Annotated in this window: 23 protein-coding genes and 1 tRNA gene; 13 read left to right on the top strand and 11 right to left on the bottom strand. The window is 65.4% G+C overall.

Going from position 1 to position 24081, the window contains the following annotated elements; all coding sequences use genetic code 11:
* The first annotated feature begins 93 nt into the window (after positions 1 to 93).
* A complete protein-coding gene (gene recJ / locus DB459_RS22790; protein WP_253708170.1) occupies positions 94 to 1935 on the top strand; it encodes a single-stranded-DNA-specific exonuclease RecJ in 1842 nt (613 codons plus the stop codon).
* 648 nt (positions 1936 to 2583) lie between these two features.
* Here the strand turns inward: recJ and DB459_RS22785 are convergent.
* From DB459_RS22785 to efp, 3 genes are all read right to left on the bottom strand, one after another.
* Positions 2584 to 3801 (bottom strand): lytic murein transglycosylase, encoded by a 1218-nt coding sequence (locus tag DB459_RS22785; RefSeq protein WP_253708167.1) that lies wholly within the window; start codon positions 3799 to 3801, stop codon positions 2584 to 2586.
* A gap of 316 nt (positions 3802 to 4117) precedes the next feature.
* A complete protein-coding gene (locus tag DB459_RS22780; protein WP_253708164.1) occupies positions 4118 to 5809 on the bottom strand; it encodes a M23 family metallopeptidase in 1692 nt (563 codons plus the stop codon).
* Between the two features lie 96 nt (positions 5810 to 5905).
* Complete coding sequence (efp, locus tag DB459_RS22775) at positions 5906 to 6472, bottom strand: elongation factor P (RefSeq protein ID WP_253708161.1); 567 nt, start codon at positions 6470 to 6472, stop codon at positions 5906 to 5908.
* A gap of 165 nt (positions 6473 to 6637) precedes the next feature.
* Here efp and epmA point away from each other — a divergent pair, with 165 nt between their 5' ends.
* The 3 genes from epmA to DB459_RS22760 all read left to right on the top strand — a co-directional run bounded on the left by epmA (position 6638) and on the right by DB459_RS22760 (position 9261).
* Complete coding sequence (epmA, locus tag DB459_RS22770) at positions 6638 to 7687, top strand: EF-P lysine aminoacylase EpmA (protein ID WP_253708159.1); 1050 nt, start codon at positions 6638 to 6640, stop codon at positions 7685 to 7687.
* Positions 7684 to 8757 (top strand): lysine-2,3-aminomutase-like protein, encoded by a 1074-nt coding sequence (locus DB459_RS22765; protein WP_253708155.1) that lies wholly within the window; start codon positions 7684 to 7686, stop codon positions 8755 to 8757. The genes epmA and DB459_RS22765 overlap by 4 nt, the downstream gene beginning before the upstream one ends.
* Before the next feature lie 225 nt (positions 8758 to 8982).
* Positions 8983 to 9261, top strand: coding sequence for a hypothetical protein (locus tag DB459_RS22760; protein ID WP_253708152.1), 279 nt, complete (start codon positions 8983 to 8985; stop codon positions 9259 to 9261).
* Positions 9262 to 9348: 87 nt separating this feature from the next.
* On the opposite strand, the gene ahpF is transcribed toward DB459_RS22760, so the two are convergent.
* Together ahpF and ahpC are read right to left on the bottom strand one after the other, a co-directional pair.
* Positions 9349 to 10932, bottom strand: coding sequence for an alkyl hydroperoxide reductase subunit F (gene ahpF / locus DB459_RS22755; protein ID WP_253708149.1), 1584 nt, complete (start codon positions 10930 to 10932; stop codon positions 9349 to 9351).
* A 126-nt stretch (positions 10933 to 11058) separates the two neighbouring features.
* Entirely contained in the window at positions 11059 to 11622 is a 564-nt protein-coding gene (gene ahpC / locus DB459_RS22750; RefSeq protein WP_253708147.1) for an alkyl hydroperoxide reductase subunit C, read from the bottom strand.
* Positions 11623 to 11750: 128 nt separating this feature from the next.
* On the opposite strand from ahpC, the gene DB459_RS22745 reads away from it, so the two are divergent.
* Positions 11751 to 12683 carry a hydrogen peroxide-inducible genes activator gene (locus DB459_RS22745; protein WP_253708143.1) on the top strand — a complete coding sequence of 311 codons (933 nt, stop codon included), beginning with the start codon at positions 11751 to 11753 and terminating at the stop codon, positions 12681 to 12683.
* Between the two features lie 15 nt (positions 12684 to 12698).
* Here the strand turns inward: DB459_RS22745 and DB459_RS22740 are convergent, their stop codons facing one another.
* The 3 genes from DB459_RS22740 to DB459_RS22730 all read right to left on the bottom strand — a co-directional run bounded on the left by DB459_RS22740 (position 12699) and on the right by DB459_RS22730 (position 15325).
* Entirely contained in the window at positions 12699 to 13271 is a 573-nt protein-coding gene (locus DB459_RS22740) for an HdeD family acid-resistance protein (protein WP_253708140.1), read from the bottom strand.
* A gap of 245 nt (positions 13272 to 13516) precedes the next feature.
* A complete protein-coding gene (locus tag DB459_RS22735) occupies positions 13517 to 14293 on the bottom strand; it encodes a cyclase family protein (protein WP_253708138.1) in 777 nt (258 codons plus the stop codon).
* 42 nt (positions 14294 to 14335) lie between these two features.
* Positions 14336 to 15325 (bottom strand): fumarylacetoacetate hydrolase family protein, encoded by a 990-nt coding sequence (locus DB459_RS22730; protein WP_253708135.1) that lies wholly within the window; start codon positions 15323 to 15325, stop codon positions 14336 to 14338.
* Positions 15326 to 15418: 93 nt separating this feature from the next.
* On the opposite strand from DB459_RS22730, the gene DB459_RS22725 reads away from it, so the two are divergent.
* The 6 genes from DB459_RS22725 to DB459_RS22700 all read left to right on the top strand — a co-directional run bounded on the left by DB459_RS22725 (position 15419) and on the right by DB459_RS22700 (position 19705).
* Positions 15419 to 16348: an ABC transporter substrate-binding protein gene (locus DB459_RS22725; protein ID WP_253708132.1), complete on the top strand. Its 930-nt coding sequence runs from the start codon at positions 15419 to 15421 to the stop codon at positions 16346 to 16348.
* A 7-nt stretch (positions 16349 to 16355) separates the two neighbouring features.
* Positions 16356 to 17054: a GntR family transcriptional regulator gene (locus tag DB459_RS22720; RefSeq protein WP_253708129.1), complete on the top strand. Its 699-nt coding sequence runs from the start codon at positions 16356 to 16358 to the stop codon at positions 17052 to 17054.
* 75 nt (positions 17055 to 17129) lie between these two features.
* A complete protein-coding gene (locus DB459_RS22715; RefSeq protein ID WP_371927002.1) occupies positions 17130 to 17921 on the top strand; it encodes an ABC transporter ATP-binding protein in 792 nt (263 codons plus the stop codon).
* On the top strand, positions 17921 to 18685 hold the full coding sequence (locus DB459_RS22710; RefSeq protein ID WP_253708123.1) for an ABC transporter permease: 765 nt from the start codon (positions 17921 to 17923) through the stop codon (positions 18683 to 18685). Before DB459_RS22715 ends, DB459_RS22710 begins: the two co-directional genes overlap by 1 nt.
* The gene (locus DB459_RS22705) at positions 18682 to 19455 is read left to right on the top strand and encodes an ABC transporter permease (RefSeq protein ID WP_253708122.1); all 774 of its coding nucleotides are present in this window, start codon (positions 18682 to 18684) and stop codon (positions 19453 to 19455) included. The genes DB459_RS22710 and DB459_RS22705 overlap by 4 nt, the downstream gene beginning before the upstream one ends.
* Before the next feature lie 175 nt (positions 19456 to 19630).
* Positions 19631 to 19705 (top strand) — tRNA-Glu (locus tag DB459_RS22700).
* Positions 19706 to 19811: 106 nt separating this feature from the next.
* On the opposite strand, the gene DB459_RS22695 is transcribed toward DB459_RS22700, so the two are convergent.
* Together DB459_RS22695 and DB459_RS22690 are read right to left on the bottom strand one after the other, a co-directional pair.
* Positions 19812 to 20051: a hypothetical protein gene (locus DB459_RS22695; RefSeq protein ID WP_253708119.1), complete on the bottom strand. Its 240-nt coding sequence runs from the start codon at positions 20049 to 20051 to the stop codon at positions 19812 to 19814.
* A gap of 31 nt (positions 20052 to 20082) precedes the next feature.
* Positions 20083 to 20535, bottom strand: coding sequence for a hypothetical protein (locus tag DB459_RS22690; protein ID WP_253708116.1), 453 nt, complete (start codon positions 20533 to 20535; stop codon positions 20083 to 20085).
* 483 nt (positions 20536 to 21018) lie between these two features.
* On the opposite strand from DB459_RS22690, the gene DB459_RS22685 reads away from it, so the two are divergent.
* Positions 21019 to 21195, top strand: a complete 177-nt coding sequence (locus DB459_RS22685; protein ID WP_253708114.1) for a hypothetical protein — start codon at positions 21019 to 21021, stop codon at positions 21193 to 21195.
* Positions 21196 to 21249: 54 nt separating this feature from the next.
* Entirely contained in the window at positions 21250 to 21432 is a 183-nt protein-coding gene (locus DB459_RS22680; protein ID WP_253708112.1) for a hypothetical protein, read from the top strand.
* A gap of 545 nt (positions 21433 to 21977) precedes the next feature.
* Here the strand turns inward: DB459_RS22680 and DB459_RS22675 are convergent.
* Positions 21978 to 24080, bottom strand: a complete 2103-nt coding sequence (locus DB459_RS22675; RefSeq protein ID WP_253708110.1) for an ABC transporter permease — start codon at positions 24078 to 24080, stop codon at positions 21978 to 21980.
* Position 24081: the final 1 nt, after the last annotated feature.

Here is a 24081-nt window from a genome sequence, read left to right as displayed (position 1 = left end):
CATGCGTTCGCTCCCTCTTGGTCAGGACGCTGCGAAGCAGCTGTCTTGAACCACGAGGCCGCCGGAATTCAGGACACAGACGGACCGCGTCAGATGACACCGCCACTCGCAGCCCTGCCGGTGGAAGCCCCGGCCGCCTTTCTCGGCGTCGATCAGTCTGCCACCGGGCGGCTGTGGCGCGATCGCCTTGACGCGCGCGGCGCGGCGCTGGCGCTGGCGATCGCCCAGCGGCACCAGCTGCCGGAAATGCTGGCGCGGGTGCTGGCCGGCCGTGGCGTCGACATCGAGGCGGTGCCGGATTTCCTCGATCCGACCTTGCGCAAGCTGCTGCCGGACCCGTTCAGCGTCACCCAGATGGAGGTGGCGGCGAAGCGCCTCGCAGACGCCGTGGTGCGCAACGAGAAGGTCGCCATCTTCGGCGATTACGACGTCGACGGCGCGACCTCGTCGGCTCTGCTCGCCTGGCATCTGCGGCTCTGTGGTCTCGATCCGCTGATCCATATTCCCGACCGCATCTTCGAGGGCTACGGTCCGAACGTCGAGGCGGTGCGGACCCTGGCGGGCAAGGGCGCGACGCTGCTGGTGACGGTCGATTGCGGCAGCGTGAGCTTCGAGCCGTTCGCCGAGGCCAAGCGCCTCGGCATGGATATCGTCGTCATCGATCACCACCAGTGCGGTGACGAACTCCCGGTGGTCGACGCCCTGGTCAACCCCAACCGGCCCGACGATCTGTCCGGCCTCGGCCATCTCGCCGCGGTCGGCCTCGTGCTGGTGACGCTGGTAGCGGTCAATCGCGAATTGCGCGGTCGCGGCTTCTGGACCGGAATGCGGCCCGAGCCCGATCTGCTCGGGCAACTGCATCACGTTGCGCTTGGCACCGTCGCCGACGTCGCGCCGCTGGTCGGCCTCAACCGGGCCTTCGTCGCCAAGGGACTGATCGCGATGCGCCGCCGCGACCATATCGGCCATACCGCGCTGATGGACGTCGCCCGCCTCAATGGTCCGCCTGAGGCCTGGCATCTCGGTTTCCTGCTCGGCCCGCGCATCAATGCCGGCGGCCGCATCGGCCGGGCCGATCTCGGCGTCAGGCTGCTGTTGGAAGCCGACGTCTCGGAAGCGGCGCGCATCGCCGCCGAACTCGACCGCCTCAATCTCGAGCGCCGCGCCATCGAGCAGGACGCCGAAGCCCAGGCGGAAGCCGAGGCGATGGCCGCGCTCGGGCTGGAGGACAAGGGGGCGGTGATCGTCACCGCCGCCGCGGGCTGGCATCCCGGCGTCGTCGGCCTCGTCGCCGCGCGCCTCAAGGAGAAATTCGCCCGTCCGGCTTTCGCCATTGCGCTCGAGCCCGGCGGCATCGGCACCGGCTCGGGGCGCTCGATCTCCGGCGTCGATCTCGGCAAGGCGGTCCGCCAGGCGGTGCATGATGGATTGCTGATCAAGGGCGGCGGCCATGCCATGGCGGCCGGCGTGACCTTGCGCAAGGAGCGCCTCGGCGAATTCCGCGCCTTCATCGAATCCGCGCTGGCGAACGAGGTGGCGCGAGCGCGCCACATCAATGAAATCCTGATCGACGGTGCGATCAGCGCCCGTGCGGCGACGCCGGAATTCGTCACGATGCTCAACCGCGCTGCACCCTTCGGCACCGGCAATCCGGAGCCGGTCGTCGCGCTGCCCTCACACCAGCTCGCCTATGTCGACGAGGTCGGCCAGTCCCATGTCCGCGCCCGCTTCAGGGCGGGCGACGGCGCGATGGTCAATGCCATTGCTTTCCGTGCGGTCGGCCAGAAACTCGGCAAGGCGCTGACCGAGAACCGCGGCCAGCCTCTCCATGTCGCCGGCTCGCTCACCATCGACCGCTATCAAGGCAACGAGCGCGTGCAGATGCGCATTGTCGACGTCGCCGTGCCGGACATGGGACCGGCGATGATCCGCTGAGTAGCGGCGCTTGCTAGTGTGGCGTCTCGCAATTGCCTACCGCCTTTGCGGCAAGCCTCTCGTAGGCAATTGCGAGACATCAGCCACACTAGCTTTTTGATTTTGCTAGTGTCCCGATGTCTCCGAATGACCGGGCGAGGGTGAGGCAAACGAAGCGGTAATTCGGAGACAGGACACCAGTGTGCCGTCTCGCAATTGCCGACCGCGATTCTCGGAGGCGGCTTGATCGTCATGCGCGGCACCTACGAAGATGTTGGGAATGACATTTCAAATACTCTGCTGCAGCCGGAGCGCGATCGAACTACGGCCGTTCAAATGTGCTGGCTTTGGCGCTCCGGAGCTTCGGGAAGTCAGTCACCCATGGAGTGGATTTGACATTTGCTACCCACTCGACGCGTCGCCCGTGAAGCGGGTGTCAAATCCTTAACTCCATTCGCAAATGCGAACACCCCCCGCAGCAATGGGATGCGAATGTTAGAATCTGACAGCGTTAGAATCTGACAGTCATGTCGACTCGGATGCAAAACCGCCAAGAGCTCGTACGGAGGCGAGCAGCGGGAGCGTCAGATGTTTGATAAATGATACGGCGGTTTCGATATCGGCGCAAACAGAGATTGCGGCGCCGTCATCGTACACGCTAGGCGGTAATTACAATCCCTGTCGCAACTTCGCCAGCACCTTCAGCCCGCCATAGCCGTCGGGCGGGGTGATGCCGGCCTTGATCTGGAAATCCTTGATCGCCTTCATGGTGTCGTTGCCGACCCGGCCGTCGGTGCCGCCGGTGTCGAAGCCGAGGCGGGTGAGGCGGGTCTGCATCTCCTGGACTTCGGCGAGCGTCAGCGCGCGCTCCGAGCCCGGGAAGGGTTGGATGAAGGGACCGCCGCCGAGAATGCGATCGCCCAGATGGACGATGGCGAGAGCGTAATTCATCGACGGATTGTAGCTGCGGACCGCATAGAAGTTCGGTCCGAGCAGGAAGCTCGGTCCGCCCGGCACAGGAGTCCAGAGCTGCGCCATGGCGGCGGGTTGCGCAAAGGGCTGGCCATCTGCGCGCGTCACGCCGGCTTCGCTCCACGCGGCATAGCTGCGGTTGCCCGAGACGCTGACGCCGTTGGTCCGCACTTCATAGCCCCAATGCTCGCCGCGGTGATACCTACCGCGGTTGACGAGATAGCGCGCGGTCGAGCCGAGCGCGTCGTCCGGCCTGCCGAAAGGCGAGACGCGGCCGTCGCCGTCGTAGTCGAAGCCGACATTGAGCCAGACCTCCGGCATCCACTGGGTATGACCCATGGCGCCAGCCCAGGAGCCGCGCATCTCCTCGGGGGTGCTCCAGCCGCGCTGGACGATGCGCAGCGCGTTGGTCAGCTCGGTCTCCCAATAGGCCTTGCGGCGCGGCTCGTTCCACGCCAGCGCCGCGAGCGCCGGGAAGACCGGGCGCATGTGGTTCTTCTGCACCAGCGGATCGCCATAGGCGCTCTCGACCCCCCACAGCGCCAGCAGCGTGCCACGCTCGACGCCGAAGTCGCGCTCGATCCGCGCGAACAGCGCGGTATTGGCGCGCAGCGCTTCCTTGCCGGCGATGATCCGCCAGTCGGAGACGCGGCGGTTGATGTATTGCCAGGTCTGCTCGTGGAATTCCGGCTGATTGCGCAGCTGCGCGAACACGCTCATGTCGGGCTCGATGCGGCCGAGGACGCGATCGAAAGTTGCGGCGCTGATGCCGCGCGACAGCGCCCGGGCGCGATAGCCCTGCAACCAGGACTCGAAGCCGGCGGCTGCGGCGAACGCCGTTGCCGGGGCCAACGCGAGGCCCGCGGCCCCAAGCAGCAGGGCGCGTCGCGACAAGAGAGAATCGGCCCGTGTCATGGACGAAGTCTAGTGTGGCGTCTCGCAATTGCCTATGTCCTTTGCGGCAAGCCCCTGTAGGCAATTGCGAGACATAAGCCACACTAGCTTTTTGATTTTGCTAGTGTCCTGATGTCTCCGAATGACCGTACGAGGGTGAGGCAAATGAAGCGGTAATTCGGAGACAGGACACTAGAGCTTCCTCCGCTCCGATGGAATCGGTGCGGAGGCTTGGTGCGGCGTTTCGCAATTGCCTACCGCCTTTGCGGCAGGCCTCTCGTAGGCAATTGCGAGACGCCACACCAGGCGCTTTTCTCCGGCGCCGGAACGCGCGGCGTCAGCGCTCATCGGCGTCGGTGCTGGTATCGGTCTTGGCCGGCTCCGGCGTCAGAGCGCCGGCGGTTGCCCCTTCGGGCGGGGGCTCGGGTGGAACCTCGGTGCCGCGTGCGGCGAGCAGGCGTTCATAGGCCGCCACCAGTGTGACGTAAGGGTTGACCCACAGCCAGCCGTCAGGGGTGAAGACCTGCAGATCGAAATGCAGGTGGCTGGTGGTGCCTCCGGGGTAGTCCTGATAGTTCGAGACGAAGCCGATGGTCTCGCCTTCGGCGACGAGGCGGCCGCTCAGCAGGCCGTCGGCGTCCATCTGTGCCGGAGCCATGTGCATGTAGCGCAGCCGGACATGGTCGCGCGCGGCATCAACGAGCAGATAGGCGGCCTGCTGCTTCGGCGAGCGCAGGATCACGCCGTCGCGCGCGGCGAGGATCGGAAACCGCCCGGGCTCGCAACGGTCGGCGCCGTCGTTGCGCAGCGGGCAGGCCGAGGGGCGGATGTCCTGGCCCTGGTGGCCGAAGCCGTTGGCGCACTGGCCGACCTCGAAATGGCGGCTCTCGCAGAAATTGTCCTGCCAGGGGTAGCTGTAGTTCTCGGCAGCGGATTCATCGAACACCAGCGGCTTGTCGTTGCGCCGGCAGCGGTAGGGCGCGCCTTTGCTGTGCGGCGAGGCGGTTCGGCCGGTGAAATTGCAGTCGCCCCAATTGAGGAACGACTGCGAATTGGCGAAGGCCGGCACGTCACGCAAGGGAAAGCGGATCTGGGCATAGGCGGTGAGGTCGGGCCGGCCAGGCTGGCCCTGGTAGCCGGAGTTGGGGAGAATGGCGCCGGGCGGGCGGTAGGTGAAACTGGCCGATACCGCTGCCGGCCGCTCGACTGCGACGGATTCGATGTTGCCGTGGCGACGCTGCGGCCGGCCGCCGGCGATGCGCAGGGCGGCAAGAAAGCGCTCGGCGACAGCGGAGGCTTCGCGACAGGCCAGGCGATGGCGGCGCGGCACGCTGTCGAGGCACGGGATCGACACCACGTAGGGCACGCCGAAGCGGGTAAAGGCATAACGGACGAAGCCTTCGCGAATGACGCGGCGCAGATCCGGGCTGGGCGCCCCGACCATCTTCACCGGCTCGCCTTTGCCGGCCAGCGGATCGTTGATGTCGTAGATCAGCAGCGAGCCGGTGATATGCACCTCGACCGGCTCGGCGAAGCTGCGCTGTGGCGATCCGTCGATACCGGTCGGCGGCAGGGAGAAGAGCGCGTCGTAGCCGGCCGGTCCGGCATCGAACATTTCGGTATCGAAACCGGCTTGGTAATGGGCCGGCGCGAGCTGCGGTGCGCCGCCGGCGCGGTCGGCCAGCAGCGTGGCGGTATCGAGAGGAAGCAGGACCGGAACGGTGCTGCGGCCGATCGCCGGGAACAGCGGCGAGGTGAGCGCGGCGAGCTGGGCGAAGGCCGGCCAGCGCCGCGGGTCGTCCGGCGCGTGCCCGCCGGCGCCGGTGAAGGTCAGAAGACCGGTCAGCTCGGGACGGCTGCCGAGCTCACTGCGGAGCTGAGCATGGGCGGCGCGCCAGTCGGGATCGACCGCGGCGATGGTCGGCGTCCGGAATTCGTCGCCCTGCGCCGGACTGCCGGTCAGCAGCGGCACGGCGACACCAAGGATCTGGACGCCGAGGATCTGAAAGAGCCCATGAAAAAGGGCCACCGCGGCGCGTAGCCGGATGGCCCCTGAACGAGACGGGCCGGGGGCGGCTGACGCTGTCTGGCGCGGGCCCCCGGTCATTGGCGTTGTTCCGCTCCGTTAGTCCTTGGCGCGCTCGACGTAGGAGCCGTCCTCGGTCATCACCACGATGCGGGTGCCGATGCCGATATGCGGCGGCACCGCGGTCCGCACGCCGTTGGACAGGATAGCCGGCTTGTAGGACGACGACGCGGTCTGCCCCTTGGTCACAGGCTCGGTCTCGACGACCTCCAGCGTGGTGCGCTGGGGCAGGGTGATGGCGATCGGATTGCCATCATGCATCGAGAGCTTGACGGTCATGTTCTCCTGCAGATACGGCGCGGAGTTGCCGACGATGTCCTTCGACACCTGAACCTGGTCGTAGGTCTCGGCATTCATGAAATGGAAGCCGTCGCCATCTTCGTAAAGGTAGTTATAGTCGCGGTCCTCGATGGTCGCGCGCTCGACCTGGTCGGTGGTCTTGAAGCGCTCGGAGACCTTCACGCCGTCGCTGATGCGCCGCATTTCGATCTGGCTGACCGGGGTTCCCTTGCCGGGATGGATGTTCTCGGCGCTCAGAACCACATATAGCTTGCCATCCATATCGATGACGTTGCCCTTGCGAATAGAACTGGCGATGACTCTCACGGATCAATTTCCTGGTAGGCGGGGCGGTGGCAGCCAGGCCGGCCATATCGGCTGTGCTATTGGCGGTTGCCCTGGCCCGGCGGCGGACGAAGCAGTTTCGGCGCGCAACATACTGATTTGCCGGTTCAATGCCAGCCTTTTGCGCCTCTCCAGGGCAAAACCTAGATGACTCAAAGAGCTAACGGGTCTCCCTGGTGGGCCCCCGCCCGCCATGCGGACCGTCGCGGGTTCCTCGCCGCCCGCGCCGCCGTTGCCCGCGACCTGCGGGCGTTGTTTGCCGCCGCCGGCTTTACCGAGGTGGAGACCGCGATCCTGCAGGTCTCGCCCGGTAACGAGATCCATCTGCACGCGCCCTCGACGCAGGTGACCGACGCCGCCGGGGCGCGGTTCACTCGTTACCTGCGCACCTCGCCGGAATTCGCCTGCAAGAAGCTGCTGGCGGCCGGGGAGCAGCGCATCGTCGAGTTCGCCCGGGTGTTCCGCGATCGCGAGGCCGGCGACCTGCATCTGCCGGAATTTACCATGTTGGAATGGTACCGGGCCGGCGAGGGGCTCGAGGCGGTGATCGCGGACACCCTCGCCGTGGTCTTGGCCGCGGCCCGGGCAACCGCGATAACCACCTTCAATTTCCGCGGACGCAGCGCAGATCCCTTTGCCGCGCCGGAGCGGCTGACCGTCGCCGATGCCTTCGCCCGTCACGCCGCTGTGGACCTGTTGTCCACGATCAGCGCCGGAGAGGGGGATCGCGACCGGCTCGCCGGCCTCGCGGCGCCGTTGATCAAGGTCGCCGCCGACGACACCTGGTCGGACATCTTCAGCAAGCTGCTGGTGACGTTTGTCGAGCCGCAGCTCGGCAACGGCCGCATCACGGTGTTGTCCGACTACCCGGCACCGGAAGCGGCGTTGGCGCGGCTGAGCCGCAACGATGCGCGCGTCGCCGAGCGCTTCGAGCTGTATGCCTGCGGCGTCGAACTCGCCAATGGCTTCGCCGAACTGACCGACGCCGCCGAGCAGCGACGACGCTTTGCCGAGGCCATGGACGAGAAGGAGCGCCGCTACGGCGAGCGCTACCCGATCGACGATGATTTCATCGCGGCGGTGGCGGAGATGCCCGAGGCGAGCGGGGTCGCGCTCGGCTTCGATCGCCTGGTGATGCTCGCTGCCGGCGCCCGCCGCATCGACGACGTGGTGTGGACGCCGGGAGCGCGATCATGAGCGATGGCCGGCCAAGGCCCGCGGTGACGCTGCGCAGCGCCGCCGATCTCATCGCCCATGGACTGGCGCCGGCCGGTGCCGCCGCCGAGATCGTGGCCGTGGCGGCGCGTTATGCCGTGGCGGTGACGCCGGCGGTGGCGGCACTGATCGATCCCGGCGATTCGCAGGATCCGATCGCACGTCAGTATCTGCCGAGCCGCGACGAACTGATCCCGTCGGCCGACGAGAGCGCCGATCCGATCGGCGACCATCCCCATTCGCCGGTGCCGGGCGTGGTCCACCGCTATCCCGACCGCGTGCTGCTCAAGCTCGTCCATGTCTGCGCGGTCTATTGCCGCTTCTGCTTCCGCCGCGAGATGGTCGGCCCGGGCAAGGAGCAGGCGCTGTCGCCGGAGGCGATCGAGATGGCGCTCGACTATGTCCGCGCCCACCCCGAGATCTGGGAGGTGATCCTCACCGGCGGCGATCCCCTGATGCTGGCGCCGCGCCGGCTCGGCGAGATCATCGGTCGCCTCGCCGCCATCGACCACGTCAAGGTTGTCCGCCTGCATAGCCGCGTGCCGGTCGCCGATCCGGCGCGGGTCACGCCCGAACTGGTGGCGGCGCTCCGTAGCGAGGGCGCCACGAGCTGGCTCGCCCTGCACGCCAATCACCCCCGCGAATTCAGCGCGGAGGCCCGTGCCGCCTGCGCCCGGATCGTCGACGCCGGTATTCCCATGGTCAGCCAGTCGGTCCTGCTGCGCGGCGTCAATGACGATGTCGCGACGCTGACCGCATTGATGCGCAGCTTCGTCGAATGCCGCATCAAGCCCTATTACCTGCATCACGGCGATCTCGCCCCCGGCACCGCCCACCTGCGCACCACGCTTCAAGCCGGCGAGAGCCTGATGCGTGCGCTGCGCGGCCGGGTCTCCGGCCTGTGCCAGCCGGATTATGTCCTGGACATTCCCGGCGGCTACGGAAAGGTCCCGGTCGGACCGCGTTATCTGTCGCGCCAGAACGGACGAACCCGCGTGCTGGATTATTGCGGCGACGTCCACGCCTATCCGCCGGACGAAACCTTGCCCTAAATCAATATGGCCGCACCGCAAAACGGCCAAAGGTCGGGTGACCATACGCGACGTCCGGCGTCTGGCAGAATTCGAGCGGTGTTTCGCCGGCTTGATTCAGGCACGGAATCGCGAAAGGTTGGTGCCTTGAGTTTTGCTTGTCTCGGTGCGAGAGAATGCGCGTCCGGGACAATGCCGTCAGTGCCGCGCCGAGGCGCAGCAGGTTGGATTGGAGGAGGTTGCCGCATGTCGCGTCTGACAACAACGATCATGGTTCTGGCGCTCGTGCTGGTGGCGCCGTTGGGGGCGGATATCGCAAGCGCCCAGAACAGCGGCAGCGGGGCGGGCGCTGCGTCGAAGTCGGGCGCCGGGTTGCCATCGGCGCCGGTCGGCCATCGCCAGCCGACGCGATCGAGCGTCTCCGGCGGGGGCATCGACACCGCGGCGCCGCCGAAAGCGCTCCCCGGCGACATCGAAGACAAGGCGCTGGATCGCAAGATCCGCAGCATCTGCAAAGGCTGCTGAGGCAGCGACGCATTCATGACGCTTGGCCCGTGACGCGACGACGTCACGAGCTGCGCTTGGAGCGGGACAGCGACCGGTAGCAGAAGCTCAGGCGGCCTGTGAATCCTCGACTGGCACCACGCGGATCAGGTGGTCGAAGGCCGAAAGTGCCGCAGTGGCGCCGCCGCCCATGGCGATGATGATCTGCTTGTAGGGCGCGGTCGTCGCGTCGCCGGCCGCGAACACGCCCGGCGCCGAGGTCTGGCCGCGGGCGTCGACCTCGATCTCGCCGCGAGGGCTCAGACGCAGCGTTCCCTTCAGCCATTCGGTGTTGGGGACGAGGCCGATCTGGACGAAGACGCCGTCGAGGTCGATGCGGTCCTGGATGCCGCTGGTGCGGTCCTTGTAGGACAGGCCGACGACCTTCTCGCCGTCGCCGTGCACTTCGGTGGTCTGCGCCGAAACGACCACATTGACATTGGCGAGCGAACGCAGCTTTGCCTGAAGGACGGCGTCGGCGCGCAACTGCCCGTCGAATTCGATCAGGGTGACGTGGCCGACGATGCCGGCGAGATCGATCGCGGCTTCGACGCCGGAATTGCCGCCGCCGATCACGGCGACTTTCTTGCCCTTGAACAACGGGCCGTCACAATGCGGGCAATAGGCAACGCCCTTATTGCGATACTCCGCTTCTCCCGGGACATTCATCTGGCGCCAGCGCGCGCCGGTTGAGAGGATGACCGTCCGCGCACGGAGCGAGGCGCCGCCGGCGAGGCGAACCTGGGCAAGGCCGCCGGGTGTCGCCGCCGGAATCAATTCCACGGCCGTCTGCAGATTCATCACGTCGACGTCGTAATCCTTGACGTGCTGCTCCAGCGCCGCCGCGAGCTTGGGTCCCTCGGTATGGGGCACCGAGATGAAATTCTCGATCGCCATGGTGTCCAGCACCTGACCGCCGAAGCGCTCGGCGACGATGCCCGTGGCGATGCCCTTGCGCGCCGCATAGATCGCCGCTGCCGCGCCGGCGGGGCCGCCGCCGACCACCAGCACGTCGAACGGCTTCTTGTGCTTGAGCTTGTCGGCAGCGCGGGCGGCCGCGCCGGTGTCGATCCTTGCCAGGACTTCGTCGAGCGTCATGCGGCCCTGGGCGAAGGGCTCGCCGTTGAGATAGACGGTGGGCACGGCCATGATCTTGCGGGCCTCGACTTCCGCCTGGAACAGGGCGCCGTCGATGGCGACGTGACGGATGTTCGGATTGAGGGCGCTCAGCAGATTGAGCGCCTGCACCACGTCCGGACAGTTCTGGCAGGTCAGGGAGAAGTAGGTCTCGAACAGGTATTCGCCGTCCAGCGCTTCGATCTGCGCGATCGTGTCCGCCGATTCTTTTGGCTTGTGACCGCCGACCTGAAGCAGCGCCAGGATCAACGAATTGAATTCATGCCCCATGGGCAGGCCGGCGAAGGTCACGCCGTCGTGCCCGCCGGCACGGCGGATGACGAAGGACGGCTTGCGCACATCGCGACCGTCGAGGGAAAGCGTGACCCGGCCCGCGGCGGCGGCGACGATATCCTGCAGCAGCTCGCGCATCTCGCGCGACTTGGCGCCATCGTCGAGCGTGGCGACGAGTTCGACCGGGTGGACGATCCGTTCGAAATAGGCTTTCAGCTGCGTCTTGATGGTGTCGTCCAGCATGGCGAGATCCGATTCCCTAGGAAAGCAGGCAGGTCAGCGACCCCGGACCGATGTCCGGAGCCGCAATCGTATTACCCTCGGAAACAGCGATCGGCCGCGCCCGAGCGTGCTGACCAGGACGACGCGTCAGATCTTGCCGACGAGGTCGAGCGAGGGGGCGAGGGTGGATTCACCTTCCTGCCACTTGGCGGGGCAGACCTCGCCGGGATGGCTGGCGACGTACTGCGCCGCCTTGATCTTGCGCAGCAGTTCCTTGGCGTCGCGGCCGATGCCGCCGGCGGTGATCTCGACGATCTGGATCTTGCCCTGCGGATCGACCACGAAGGTGCCGCGGTCGGCGAGGCCGGCCGCTTCGATCATGACGTCGAAATTGCGGGTGATGGCGCCGGTCGGGTCACCCACCATGGTGTATTTGATCTTGCCGATGGCCGGCGAATGGTCGTGCCAGGCCTTATGGCTGAAATGAGTGTCGGTCGACACCGAGTAAATCTCGACGCCGACTTTCTGGAACTCGGCGTAGTTGTCGGCGAGGTCTTCGAGTTCCGTCGGGCAGACGAAGGTGAAGTCGGCCGGATAGAAGAAGACCACCGACCACTTGCCCTTGAGGTCCTGGTCGGACACGTCGATGAACTTGCCCTGCTTGAAGGCCGTGGCCTTGAAGGGCTTGATCTCGGTATTGATGAGGGACATCCAATTCTCCAAACGGTTCCGGCCGCTAACGTGCGACGCGATATCAGCCGGAAGGTAGTGGAGGAGAGCCATCGATAAAAACGCAAAAAACAGGCTTTACTAATCGACCCCATCGATTAGTATTGGGCATGATCATTCTGCCGACCCTCCGCCAATTGCGTTTCCTGGTCGCCGTGGTCGAGAGGCGGCACTTCAGTACCGCGGCTGACGACTGCCTCGTCAGCCAGTCGACGCTGAGCGCAGCGATTCAGGAGCTGGAATCGCTGCTCGGCGTCAAATTGCTGGAGCGCACAAAGCGGGTAGTGATCCCCACCGCCATCGGTCTCGATCTTGCCGCACGCGCGAAGAAGCTCCTCCGCGACGCCGAAGCCCTGGTCGAGGCGGCGCAGGAAGCGCGCGATCCGATGGCGGGCGCGCTCAATCTCGGCATCATTCCGACCATCGGCCCGTTTCTCGCGCCGATCCTGATGCCGGCGCTGCACCAGGCCTTTCCCACACTCAAGATCTATCTGCGCGAGGAGCAGACCGCGCCGCTGTTGGCGCGTCTCGACAATGGCCGGATCGACGCGGCCGTCATTGCCTTGCCCTTTGCCTGCGATGAGTTCGAAACCTTCGATCTCGGTATCGACAAGTTCTTCGTCGTCTGTCCGAGCAGCCATCCGTTCGCCGCGCGTGCTTTCGTCCGGGGCAGCGACCTGGCCGACGAGGAGCTTCTTCTGCTGGAGGATGGCCATTGCATGCGCGACCATGCGCTCGCCGCCTGTTCGCTCGACGCGCGCCGCGCCGGCGGCTTTCACGGCACCAGCCTGCACACGCTGGTGCAGATGGTGGCGAATGGCCTTGGTCTGACATTCGCCCCGGAAATGGCGCTCGAGGCCGGACTGTTGCGGGGCCTTGACCTTGCCGCCGTTCCCCTCGAACAGGGCGCGCCGGCCCGACGCATCGCGCTCGTCTGCCGTCCGACGTCGAGCCGCAAGGCCTTGCTGCGCGGTCTCGGCGCGAGCCTGCGCGAGGTGATGGCGATGGCGCGTGCGCCGAACTTCAAAGCGCCCGCGGCCTGAGCCGGCGCGTCTTGCTCAGGCGTTGCGCGCGGCGAGCGCGAGGCTGATCAGCGACGTGCCGCCGAACACCAGGTTGATGCCGACGAGCAGGCCGATCGCCCAGGTTGCCGAACCGGGCAGGCCGGTGACGATGATCGCCGCCACCACCAGATCGGCGATGCCCGCCGCGACGAGGAAGCCCCAGCGCTCGGTGAGCTGCTTGCGGTGTTCCAGCGCGTACATGATGGTGGCGACACCCTCCATGACGAAGTAGACGCCGATCACGACGGTGAGCGTATAGACGCCCTGGACCGGCCACAGCAGCAGCACCACGCCGGCGGCGATGGCGAGCACCGCGGATACCAGTGACCAGCCGAAGCCGGGCAGGCCGCGGGTCGAGAAGGTCAGCACCAGCTGGGCGACGCCGCTGATGACGAACAGCCAGCCGAGCAGGATCGCGACCGCGAGGGAGGCGAAGGGCGGCAGGATGATCGCGGCGAGACCGAGCACCACCAGCAGGATGCCTTCGATCAGCAGGGCCTTCCAATGGACTTTCAGCGTGCTGGTGACGTCGGATTGCCGGGGCGACAAGTCGTCGGGGAAAGTCATCGCCAATCTCCGCTGGTGAGTCTGCCGTTGCCGCCACCTTAGTCCGGCGCAACTGAAGTTCCTACACGGCGGCGGGCCCGCCGGCGAGGATTCGCGACTTTTTGCGCAGCAAACGCGCAGCAAATGCGCAAAAAGACGCGCGCCGGGCCTGTTCCGTCCAGCGCGCCGAGGGGACATGTCGAATTTGCGACCACCTCCGCGTGCGCAGGCGCGATGTCGCAGCGAAGTCAGAGCCGCATCGGAAATCAATCGTCCATGATCGCCACCGCGCGGGTCCAGCCGGCCGAGGCGCGTTCGATCTTGACCGGGAAGCACGACACCATGAAGCCCGTCGCTGGTAGCTGCTCGAGATTGTGCAGCTTTTCGAGGTGGCAATAGCCGATATGCCGGCCGGCCTTGTGGCCTTCCCAGATCAGGCTGGCGTCGTGGGTCTCGGCATACTTCTTGGCGGTGAAGACAAACGGCGCGTCCCAGCTCCAGGCGTCGGTGCCGGTGAGGCGCACGCCGCGTTCCAGCAGATACATCGTCGCTTCGTAGCCCATGCCGCAGCCGGAATTGACATAGTCCTGACGACCGAATTTTGCGCCGGCGGCAGTATTGACCACGACGATCTCCAGCGGCTTCAGGGTGTGGTCGATGCGCTTGAGCTCGGCCTCGACGTCGGCCGCACTGACCACATAGCCGTCCGGCAGATGACGGAAGTCGAGTTTGACGCCAGGCTGCAGGCACCAGTCCAGCGGCACCTCGTCGATGGTCCAGGCGCGTTCGCCGCGATTCATGGTCGGATGGAAATGCCAGGGCGCATCGAGATGGGTGCCGTTATGGGTGGAGAGATTGACCTGCTCCACGGCCCAGCCCTGGCCATCGGGCAGATCCTCGGCCTGCAGGCCCTCGAAGAACTGCAGCATGCGCGGCAGCCCCTGCTGATGGTCGATATACTGGATGGTGGGATGAGTGCCCGGCGGATCGGCGGGCACGTCGTTCTGCAGCGGAACGGAAATGTCGATCAGGCGTCTGACCATTTGGCGGCGTCTCCTCGTTCGATGATGGCATGCGAGGGCGCTTCAGGCGTCCTGCTGCATCACCTTGTTTTTCAGTGTACCGATTTTCTCGACGGTGAGCTCGACCACATCGTTGTGCTCGAGGAAGAGGCCGAGTTCAAGGCCGCAGCCATTGCCGACCGTGCCGGAACCGATGAATTCGCCCGGCATCAAGGTCTCGTCCTGGCTGATATAGGCGATCATCTCCTCGAACGAGAACAGCATGCCGTCGCTGATGCCGGAGGATCGCAGATCGCCATTGACCCGCGCTTCCATTCGCAAGCGATAGGGGTCGCCGATCTCGTCGGGAGTGACGATCCACGGCCCCATGACGTTGCCGCCGTCGAAACTCTTGCCCTTGGAGGGGCCGAGCCGGCCTTCCATCTCGAGGCGCTGGATGTCGCGCGCGGAGAAATCATTGAAGATCGTGAAACCGAAAATGTGGTCGCGGGCTTTCGAGGCGGAAATGTTGGCGCCCTTGTTGCGGGTGATGATGCCGAATTCGAGTTCGTAGTCCATCACCTTGCTGTAGCGCGGCCACTTCACCGTGGTGTTGGTGCCACGCACGCTGAAGCGGTTGGTGATGTAGAAGATCGGAATCTTGCGATAGATCTCGGGCAGTTCGGGCAGCGGCTCGGCGTCGATGCGCGCGAGTTCGGTCATGTCGTCCTTGGCGCGGGCCCGCAGCTTGCGCTGGCCACGGGGCGCCTGGAGGATGTGGGTGGGGAAGGACATGCCGTCCCGCATCTGGCGCGGCTCCGGCACCGGCGCAAGAATCTCGGCGCCGGCCACCTCGATCGACAGGTCCTGTTCGCCGCCAAGCCGGGCGTACAGCGCACGGGCCGCATCGAGCGCCGCGTCGCCGCCGTCGATCAGCGCCAGCATGGAGGCAAACGCCGGATCGGCCTTGCCGGCCCGCTCAGCCGCCGCGGCAAGATCGAACAAGCGGGCGTCGCCGCCATGGACTACGCCGACTTTGTCGCGGCCATCATGACGATAAGTCGCCAGCTTCATGGGTCGTTTCCCCTTGTTCTGTTAAAAATATATGATTAGAAGAATTATCGATAAACAATCGGCCTGTCAAAGGTCGTCAGGGGAGGGATCGAAATGAAGAAGCGGTTCGCGATCGTACTCACAGCGCTCTCGTGCGCCCTGTCGGGCGGCGCCTTCGCCCAGGGCAAGATCCAGATCGGCTGCACGGCGACGACCGATTGCGCATCCGCGATGGTCGCTGCCGATGAAGGCCTGTTCAGGAAGCACGGCCTCGACGCCGAGATGGTGCTGATCGGAATCAATTCGAACATTCCCGCCGCGCTGCTGTCGAATTCCATCCAGATCGGCGGGCCGACCTCGACCGTCTTCATCCAGGCGGTGGACGGAGGTCTCGACCTTGCGGCCGTGGCCGGCGCCTCGGTAATGAACACCTCGTCCAACGAGGCGATCGCCGCCTTCGTCCGCAACGGCGTGACGATCAAGGAGCCGAAGGATTTCGTCGGCAAGAAGGTCGGCGCCCCCGGTCTCGGTGCCTTTTTGCACGTCCTCTTCCGCAAGTGGCTGATGGAGAAGGGCGTCGATCCCAAGAGCGTCAACTTCGTCGAGGTGACCTTCCCGACCATGAACGACGTGCTCAAATCGGGCACGGTCGACGCGGTTCTGACCGCCGAGCCTTTCGTCACCCGCATGACCAACGCCGGCACCGGCTATGTCGGCGCCCGCTACGGCGCGGACCTGGCGCGTACCGAGCCGATCATCTTCTATGCGGCGTCGCGTGATTGGGCGGCGAGCCATGCCGAGGACATCAAGAAGTTCCGCGCCGCGATCGCCGAGGCGGCGGTGATCGTCAACACCGATCGCGCCAAGGCCGGCGCGTCGATCGCAAAATTCACCAAGCAGCCGCTCGACATCGTCAAGCTCAGCCCGCCGAACCATTCCGAGCCGGCGCTGAAGTCCGATCAACTCGCCTGGTGGATCGAGGTGATGAAGCAGCAGGGCATGCTGCAGACTGACCCCGACCTCAACCGCATGATTCTGAAATAGGATCTCGATGAGCCTGAGCCGCGCCGCGCCGATCGAAACCACCGACACGCTGTCCGAGCGTGCCGCCTCGCTGATCCAGCGCGACATCCTCGCCGGGCAGCTGGAGCCCGGCGCGCGGCTCGGCATCGGCGACCTGGCGCAGCGCTACGAGATCGGCGCGACGCCGCTGCGGGAAGGGCTGTCGCGCCTGGTATCGCGCGGGCTGATCGTGGCGATCGGCCAGCGCGGCTTTCGGGTCGCAAGCGTCAGCCGCGAGGACCTCGCCGACATCACGCGGGTGCGCAGCGTCATCGAGGTCGAGGCCCTGCGGCTGTCGATGGAAGAGGGCGGCGACGCCTGGGAGGCCGCCATCATCGCCGCGCTGCATCAGCTGCGGCGCTATATCGAGCGCAGCGGCCGCCATTTCAGCGAAGGCGCCGAGGACTTCGACGTCCTGCACAAGGGCTTCCACACCGCGCTGCTCTCCGCCTGCGGATCGCCGCGGCTGCTCGCCGCCCATTCTGATCTCTACGACCAGGCCTATCGCTATCGCCGGGTGATGATGCTCAGCTTCGACGACGGCGACGATTTCATCGGCATCCATCAGGCGCTGGCCGACCGGATCCTGACGCGGGATGCCGCCACCGCCTGCACCATGCTGGTCGAGCATCTGGAATCGACATTGCGCTTCGTCTATCCGCCGGAGGCGGTGGACCGCGATCAATGAAATATCCGGCCGCTGCCGCACGGCGCGCCGGTCAGGGAGGACGACATGGACGACATCGCCGGGAGAGCGAGCCTGATGGCCGTCGCCAACGCCGGAGCCGGGCGCAATGCGCCGCTGATCGCATTCCGCGAGGTCACGCTCGCGCTCGGCGGTCGGCCGATCATCGAGAAGCTCTCGTTCGACGTCATGCCCGGCGAATTCGTCTGCATCGTCGGCGCCTCCGGCTGCGGCAAGACCACGGCGCTGCGGCTCGCCGCTGGCCTCTATCAGCCGACGGCGGGGCAGGTGAGCTTCCGCAGCACGGCGATGAGCGGGCCGCGCCGCGACATCGCCATCGTCTTCCAGGACTACGGCAAGGCGCTGCTGCCCTGGCGCACCGCCGCCGGCAACGTTGCCCTGGCGCTGGAAGCGGCCGGCGTGCCGAAGCCGCGCCATGCGCCGCGGATCGCCGAGCTTTTGGCCAAGGTCGGGCTGCCGGCCCATGGCGACAAATATCCGACGGAAATGTCCGGCGGCATGCAACAACGCCTGCAGATCGCACGCTGTCTCGCCCAGGATCCGGTGGCACTTTTGATGGACGAGCCGTTCGGCGCGCTCGACGCCATGACGCGGCAGGGCCTGCAGGACGAAGTCCTGGCGCTGGTCGCGGCCTCCGGCGCGACGGTGATCTTCGTTACCCACGACCTCGAGGAAGCGATCTATCTCGGCGATCGGGTCATCGGACTGTTGCCGCATCCCGGCCGCATCGGCATCGATCTCAAGGTCGAGCTGCCGCGGCCGCGCGACCAGCTCGCTACCCGCGAGCATCCGGAATTCCTGCGGTTGCGGCGCCAATTGTTCGACTTCATCAAGACGTCGGAGGGGTGATGAGCGTCACGCGCCTCAAGCCGGCCCTGCTGCCGATCGCGATCATCATCGTGCTGGAGATCGCCGCGCGGGCCTCGCACATGCGGAGCGATGCGCTGGCGCCGCCCGGCGCCGTCGCCGCGGCCCTCATCGAGAGCGCGCTCGACGGTTCGCTCTTCATCGCAACGCGCGACACGCTGGCCTCGGCCTTTGCCGGGCTGGCGCTCGGCGGCGCCATCGGGCTCGCGCTCGGCATCGTGCTTGGCACCGTCTCATGGCTCGATCGCTGTCTCGAGGTCACGATCGAGAGCCTGCGGCCGATTCCCTCGGTGGCGCTGCTGCCGATCGCCCTGATCGCACTCGGCTTCGGTTATCGCATGGAAATCGCCATCGTCGCCTTCGGCTGCGTCTGGCCGCCGCTCATCCTCGCCCGTGCCGCGGTGCGCTCGGTCGAGCCGCGGCTGATCGAGGTGGCGAGGGTACTGCGCCTCAGTCCGGCGGCGCGCATCACCAAGATCGTGCTGCCGGCGGCGCTGCCGCGCATCTTCGTCGCCTTCCGCCTGTCGGCCGGCATCGCCCTGATCGTCGCGGTGACGGTCGAGATTACCGCCAACCCGCTCGGCATCGGCGCGGCGATCATGACCGCGCAGCAGGCGCTGCGACCCGACCTGATGCTCGCCATGCTGGTCTGGGTCGGCATCATCGGCTACCTGCTCAACACCGCGCTGGTCATCGCCCAGCAACGGTTGTTCGGACGCGCCGCGCTGGTCGAGGTGAATCCATGAAGAGCAGGCTGACCACCTGGCTGTGGCGGGTTGCGAGCTTCGCCGTCGCCGCCGGATGGGTGCTGGCCTGGCAGGCCATAGCCAATGCCCGGCTGGTGTCGCCGGTCTTCCTGCCGGGGCCTGATCGTGCATGGGCCTCGCTGGTGCGGGGATTGAGCAGCGGCGAACTGCTCGCCAAGCTCACCGGCACCATCACGCACATGGTGCTGGGCTGGCTGCTGGCTTCCTTCCTTGGCATCGTGCTCGGCGCCCTGATCGGCTCGTCGAGGGCGATGCGGACCTATGTGGCGCCGACGCTGGAGCTGCTGCGCCCGCTGCCGGTGTCGGCGATCATCCCGGTCGCGATCGCGCTGTTCGGCCTGACCGAGGGCATGGCGCTGGCGGTGATCGCCTTCGGCTCGCTGTGGCCGATGCTGCTCGCCACCATCCACGGCTTCGCCGCGGTGGAGCCGCGTCTCTACGAGGTGGCGCGGGTGCTGCATCTGTCGCGCCTCGCGGTGATCTTCAAGATCGCGCTGCCTTCCGCCAGCCCGGACATTCTCGCCGGCATGCGGCTCAGCCTGACCGTGGCGCTGATCCTCGCCGTAGTCTGCGAAATGCTGGCCGGCCTCGACGGCCTCGGCCACTGGGTGCTGCTGGCGGCGCGGTCGTTCCGGTCGGCGGATCTGTTCGCCGGCGTGATCCTGCTGGGCGCGGTCGGCTATGTCACCGCGCTCGCCATGGCGCTTGCGGAGCGGCGGCTGCTGGCCTGGCGGCTGCGCGGTCATTGAGGCGCTTGCCGTCTCCGGCAAAGGTCTTTATAGCTGGCGCCGCGTCGCCCCGGCGGATTCGGTCCCCGGCACCATGCGTGTGCCAACCGACTGAAATTAAAGCCGAATTCGACGCAGACGCGGTCCGAACGCGGTCACGGCAGGGATCTGCCGAAGCCCTCGGGCCGACGTCTGGGCTCCCTTCGTCTATCGGTCAGGACGCCACCCTTTCACGGTGGAGAGAGCGGTTCGATTCCGCTAGGGAGCGCCACGTATTTCAATGGCTTAGCTCCCATATCTCGTCGGTATTCAGGCTATCGACGCAGGCTCTCTCCCGGCCGGGTAACCCGGTCGTCGCGATTTAAGGCTGGCGGCCTTCAGCCGGATATCAGGTCGCCAGCCATGCCTCGGCGGCGCCAGAACCGGCGCTGGAGACGCGGTGCGATGAGCCACGACAGCGGCACCGACAGCATAAAGGTGAGCACGATCATCCACGGAACCAGCGTCATCGCCGATTGACTCAGCGCGGTGCCGAGGATTGCAACCATCCCGATGCCAAAAAGCACGGCCTGGACCATCAAGAATACCATGAACGCAATCTGAAGGCGCATTGACATGCAAGGCTTCTCCTCTGAATCGCTGTCAGGGTTAAGCTCTGGTGCCGTCCAAAGTTCCCGGCGGACGCGCGTCCTCGGTTGGAGCTTTGTTGCGACCGGCACCATTCTTATGTTTATGCAGAAATCGGGCGATCTGCCCACGGAGCGCCGCTGTCTCCAATAACTTGCCAACTGATCCGGCGGTGTCGAAAATCTCCCGCTGCAGCGTCATCGGCAGGGCGTTCCATTGCATGATGACGGCCGCGCCTAGACAACGCAGAACGTGGACTTCTTCGTCTGCAAGGGCAGCGCCGTGAGATCGATCCTGCTCTGCAACATGCACCGCATTGTCGTAAACATCCGCCAGTCCCTGCTCGTTATCCGCGAGCGAGACGAGGTGGTCCTGCCGTTCTTGAAATTTGCGACTTTCGTCCGGGCCGCTCGAACCCTTAACCAGTTCGCCGTACTCGGCCGCTTCCGCACGATACTGCTGGGATTTGAACATGCCTGGCCTTTTCGTTGAAAGTCTCCGCGCGCGTTGCGAATAACCTTGATGGAGGTTGATCGGAATAGATGGTGACCAACGGCGCGAATAACGAGCCCCGGGGCGGAAATAGATGGCACGATCGTGAGATGCCACGGTGGGCATGCGAGGCCATGACGATTAAATCGAAGCCCTTCGGTTCCGCAGTATCGATGATCGCCGGTCCGGACGCTCGTGCTCAATCCGGACGTTTCGCATGCGACGGCAGCGGCTTGCGCCCGTGGTTCGGATCCAACATTCGCATCCCGTTTGCCGCTTTACCGGCAGCGCACTGTGGAACGGGCGCCTCGCCACCATCGCACGACGGATGGCGCGCACGGTTCCGTATGGACTCCGCGACGTTAGAGGAGTCTAGTGAAACATCGCCGTCCTGCCCATTGGCCTTTATCGGTGACCGAGAGACCGATCGCGCTCCCGCCCGCAGTAACAAGGGAAGGAAGCATCATGATCTCTATTAATCAAGAAATCGAACGTCTGGAGCAATGCGCGCAGGAGTGCGTTCTCATTTCGTTGCTCGCGACCGATCGGCATGTCCGCCGAAAGAAGCATGCGCTTGCGGCCGAATATCAGGCGATGATCGTTGGACTGAAGACAATTGAACCACCTCCGCTTGTCGCCTGATCGAAGCCTGTCGGCTTATCGACCTGCGCGCCAAACATCCTTCAGGAGGCTTCCATGGACCAATTCAGAGCCATGAATCGTTTCATCGCGGAAGAGAATATCTCGCTTTTCGAGGCCGAGCTGCTGAAGCAGATCGGCCCTGCGAAGCGAGAAACGATTGAGGTGCTGTTGGCCAAAGAAAAAACAAAGCTTGCGGCGACCACCCCAAAGCAAACGCCTCGCGCCGCGGATTCCTGAAGGGATTCCACCAAGGAAGCGGTCATTCGGAGACCGGCGAATGGCGAGAGAATGAGTCCGCCGGTGTCATCGGGGAGATCGATCCTGAGGCAATCGCCGAAATGGCCGGTCGCGCCGTGAAATCCCGAACCGGTGAACGATGGCGCCATGGAAGGCGGTCAGATTCTCCACTGTCTGGAAGCCGACGAGAACGTAGGCGCGCAGCGATTTCAGCGGGTCGCCGTAGCAGGCACACCCAAAGACGGAAACGGCGTGTGCAAGAAAAAAACGATGCAAGAAAAACCGATCCGCCGCATTGGAGAAGCCGCTGTAGTCGCAGTCATGGTCCGCGCAGGTAAGATCGACAGTGGCCTATGTCACTCCCTCCGTTTCGAAAAAATTCGGCGCCGATGCCGTTTCTCCGAGCTTGCCACTCGCAGAGCGTCGACGAGGCCGGTCACGAGCCCGCCGCTGCGCTGCGCGCTTTCTCCCGGCAAGGCGGCGCAAGCGGGTTCCTTCCGTTACGTTCGGGGTTGCGTCAAGCCGAGCCACGTCGCCAACGTCTGCTACTCATAGCGCAGCGCTTCGATCGGATCGAGCCGGGCGGCCTTTCGCGCGGGGTAGTAGCCGAAGAATATGCCGACGGCTGCCGAGAACAGGAAGCCGCCGGCAATCGCGGCCAGCGAGATCGGTGCCGGCCAGCCGGTGAGGGCGGAAATGGCGACGGACAACGCCGCGCCGATAGCAATTCCGACAATGCCGCCGCTGACGCTGATGAATATCGCCTCGGCAAGAAACTGCAGCAGGACGTGCAATCGTCGGGCGCCGATGGCCATCCGTAGTCCGATCTCGCGCGTTCGCTCCGTCACCGAGACGAGCAGGATATTCATGATGCCGATGCCGCCGACCACAAGCGATATGGACGCCACCGCGGCCAGGAGGAGCGCCATGATGCGGCTGCTGCCTTCTGCGGTCTGCGCGATCTGACTGAGGTTTCGCACGGAAAAATCGTTGACAGCGCCGGGCCTGATGCGGTGCCGGCGCGCCAGGATTTCAGTCGCCTGACTGATCGCGGCCTGAATGGCGGTCCGATCCACCGCCTGCACGTAGATCTGATTCACATATCCGGTCATGCGCGGTTGAAGCCCATACGGATTCGGCGGCGCCGGATAAATCCAGTTGATGGCCGTTTGCTGCTGGCTTGGGGCGGCAACGCCGAGAATCTTGCGTTCGGCCGTCGTGAACGGAACCATGATCAGATCGTCCTGGTCCTGACCAAAGGATGTCTGACCCTTCGGGTCGAGAATTCCGACCACCCGCAACGACACACCTTTCGCCTGCACCATCGCGCCAATCGGATTCTCGAAGGTGCCGAACAGTTGCCGACGCACGGTCTCGCCGAGGACGGCAACCAGCGCCGAGCTTCGCTCATCCTCCGGAGTGATCGCCCGCCCAGCGGCGATCTGCCAGTTCGTCATCGGCGGATAATTGGCGCTTACGCCCTGAATGCCGGTGGTCCAGTTCTGGTTCGCAAAGCGGATCAGTCCCGACTGGCGGATGAGATAGCTCACAGCCCCGGCGGCCGGCGCCTCCTGGCAGATCGCCCGGACGTCGGCAACGGTGAGCGTCGAAGCGCTGCCGGAGCCGCCGCGGGCGCCCCCGCTCGTGGCTGCGCCCGGCAGAATAACCACCAGGTTTGTCCCGAGCCTTGCGATTTCTTTTCGGACTGCCTCCTTCGCTCCCTGGCCAACAGACACCATGACGATCAATGCTGCGACACCAATGAAGACCCCGAGCATTGTCAGCGCTGAACGCATCTTGTTGCGCCAGATCGCCTCGGCGGCCGCAGTCATCACCATCCAGGCAAAGGGCCATGACGCGCCCGATATTCCGGTGTAGGCCAACGGCACTCTGGTCTGGACCGCTTCGTCCGCTGCGCCGGCTGCCGGCTGGGGCACCGTCTCGCGTTCTGCCTTCGTCACATCCGAGATGATCTGGCCATCGCGCATCGTCAGCACGCGATCCGCAAAGGCCGCGACATCGGGCTCGTGGGTCACAACGATGATGGTGACGCCCTGTTCGCGATTGAGCGAGCTCAGCGTCTGCATAATCTCGTTGGAGTTGCGGGTATCGAGATTGCCGGTCGGCTCATCCGCCAGCAGCAGGCTCGGTTGATTGATCAGGGCCCGCGCGATTGCAACCCGCTGCTGCTGCCCGCCTGACAGCTGGCCCGGCGTGTTGCGCTCCCGATCGCGCAGCCCAAGCTTGTCGAGGACTGCGCGCGCCCGCTCGAAGCGCGCCCGCGCATGGCTCTGGCCAGACATCGCATACAGCAGCGGCAAGGCGACGTTGTCGATCGCGCTGGTGCGCGGCAGCAGATTGAAGCTCTGGAAGACGAAGCCAAGCCGCTCGCTTCGAAGGCCGGCAAGATCCGGCTCAGCAAGCTGCGCGACGTCGATGCCGTCGAACCAGTAATGACCACTGGTCGGCCGGTCGAGGCAACCAAGGATCGACATCAGCGTCGACTTGCCCGATCCGGATGCCCCCATGATGGCGATGAACTCGCCGTGATCGACGATCAGGCTTACGTCCGAAAGCGCACGAACATCTATATCGCCGACATGATATGTCCGCGATACCCTTTCAATCCTGATGACCGGCTCCGCCATG

This window comes from Bradyrhizobium sp. WD16, from assembly GCF_024181725.1.
Lineage (GTDB): Bacteria > Pseudomonadota > Alphaproteobacteria > Rhizobiales > Xanthobacteraceae > Bradyrhizobium_A.
The sequence above is the reverse complement of the archived record's forward strand: the minus strand, read 5'-3'. Positions and strand labels throughout refer to the sequence as shown.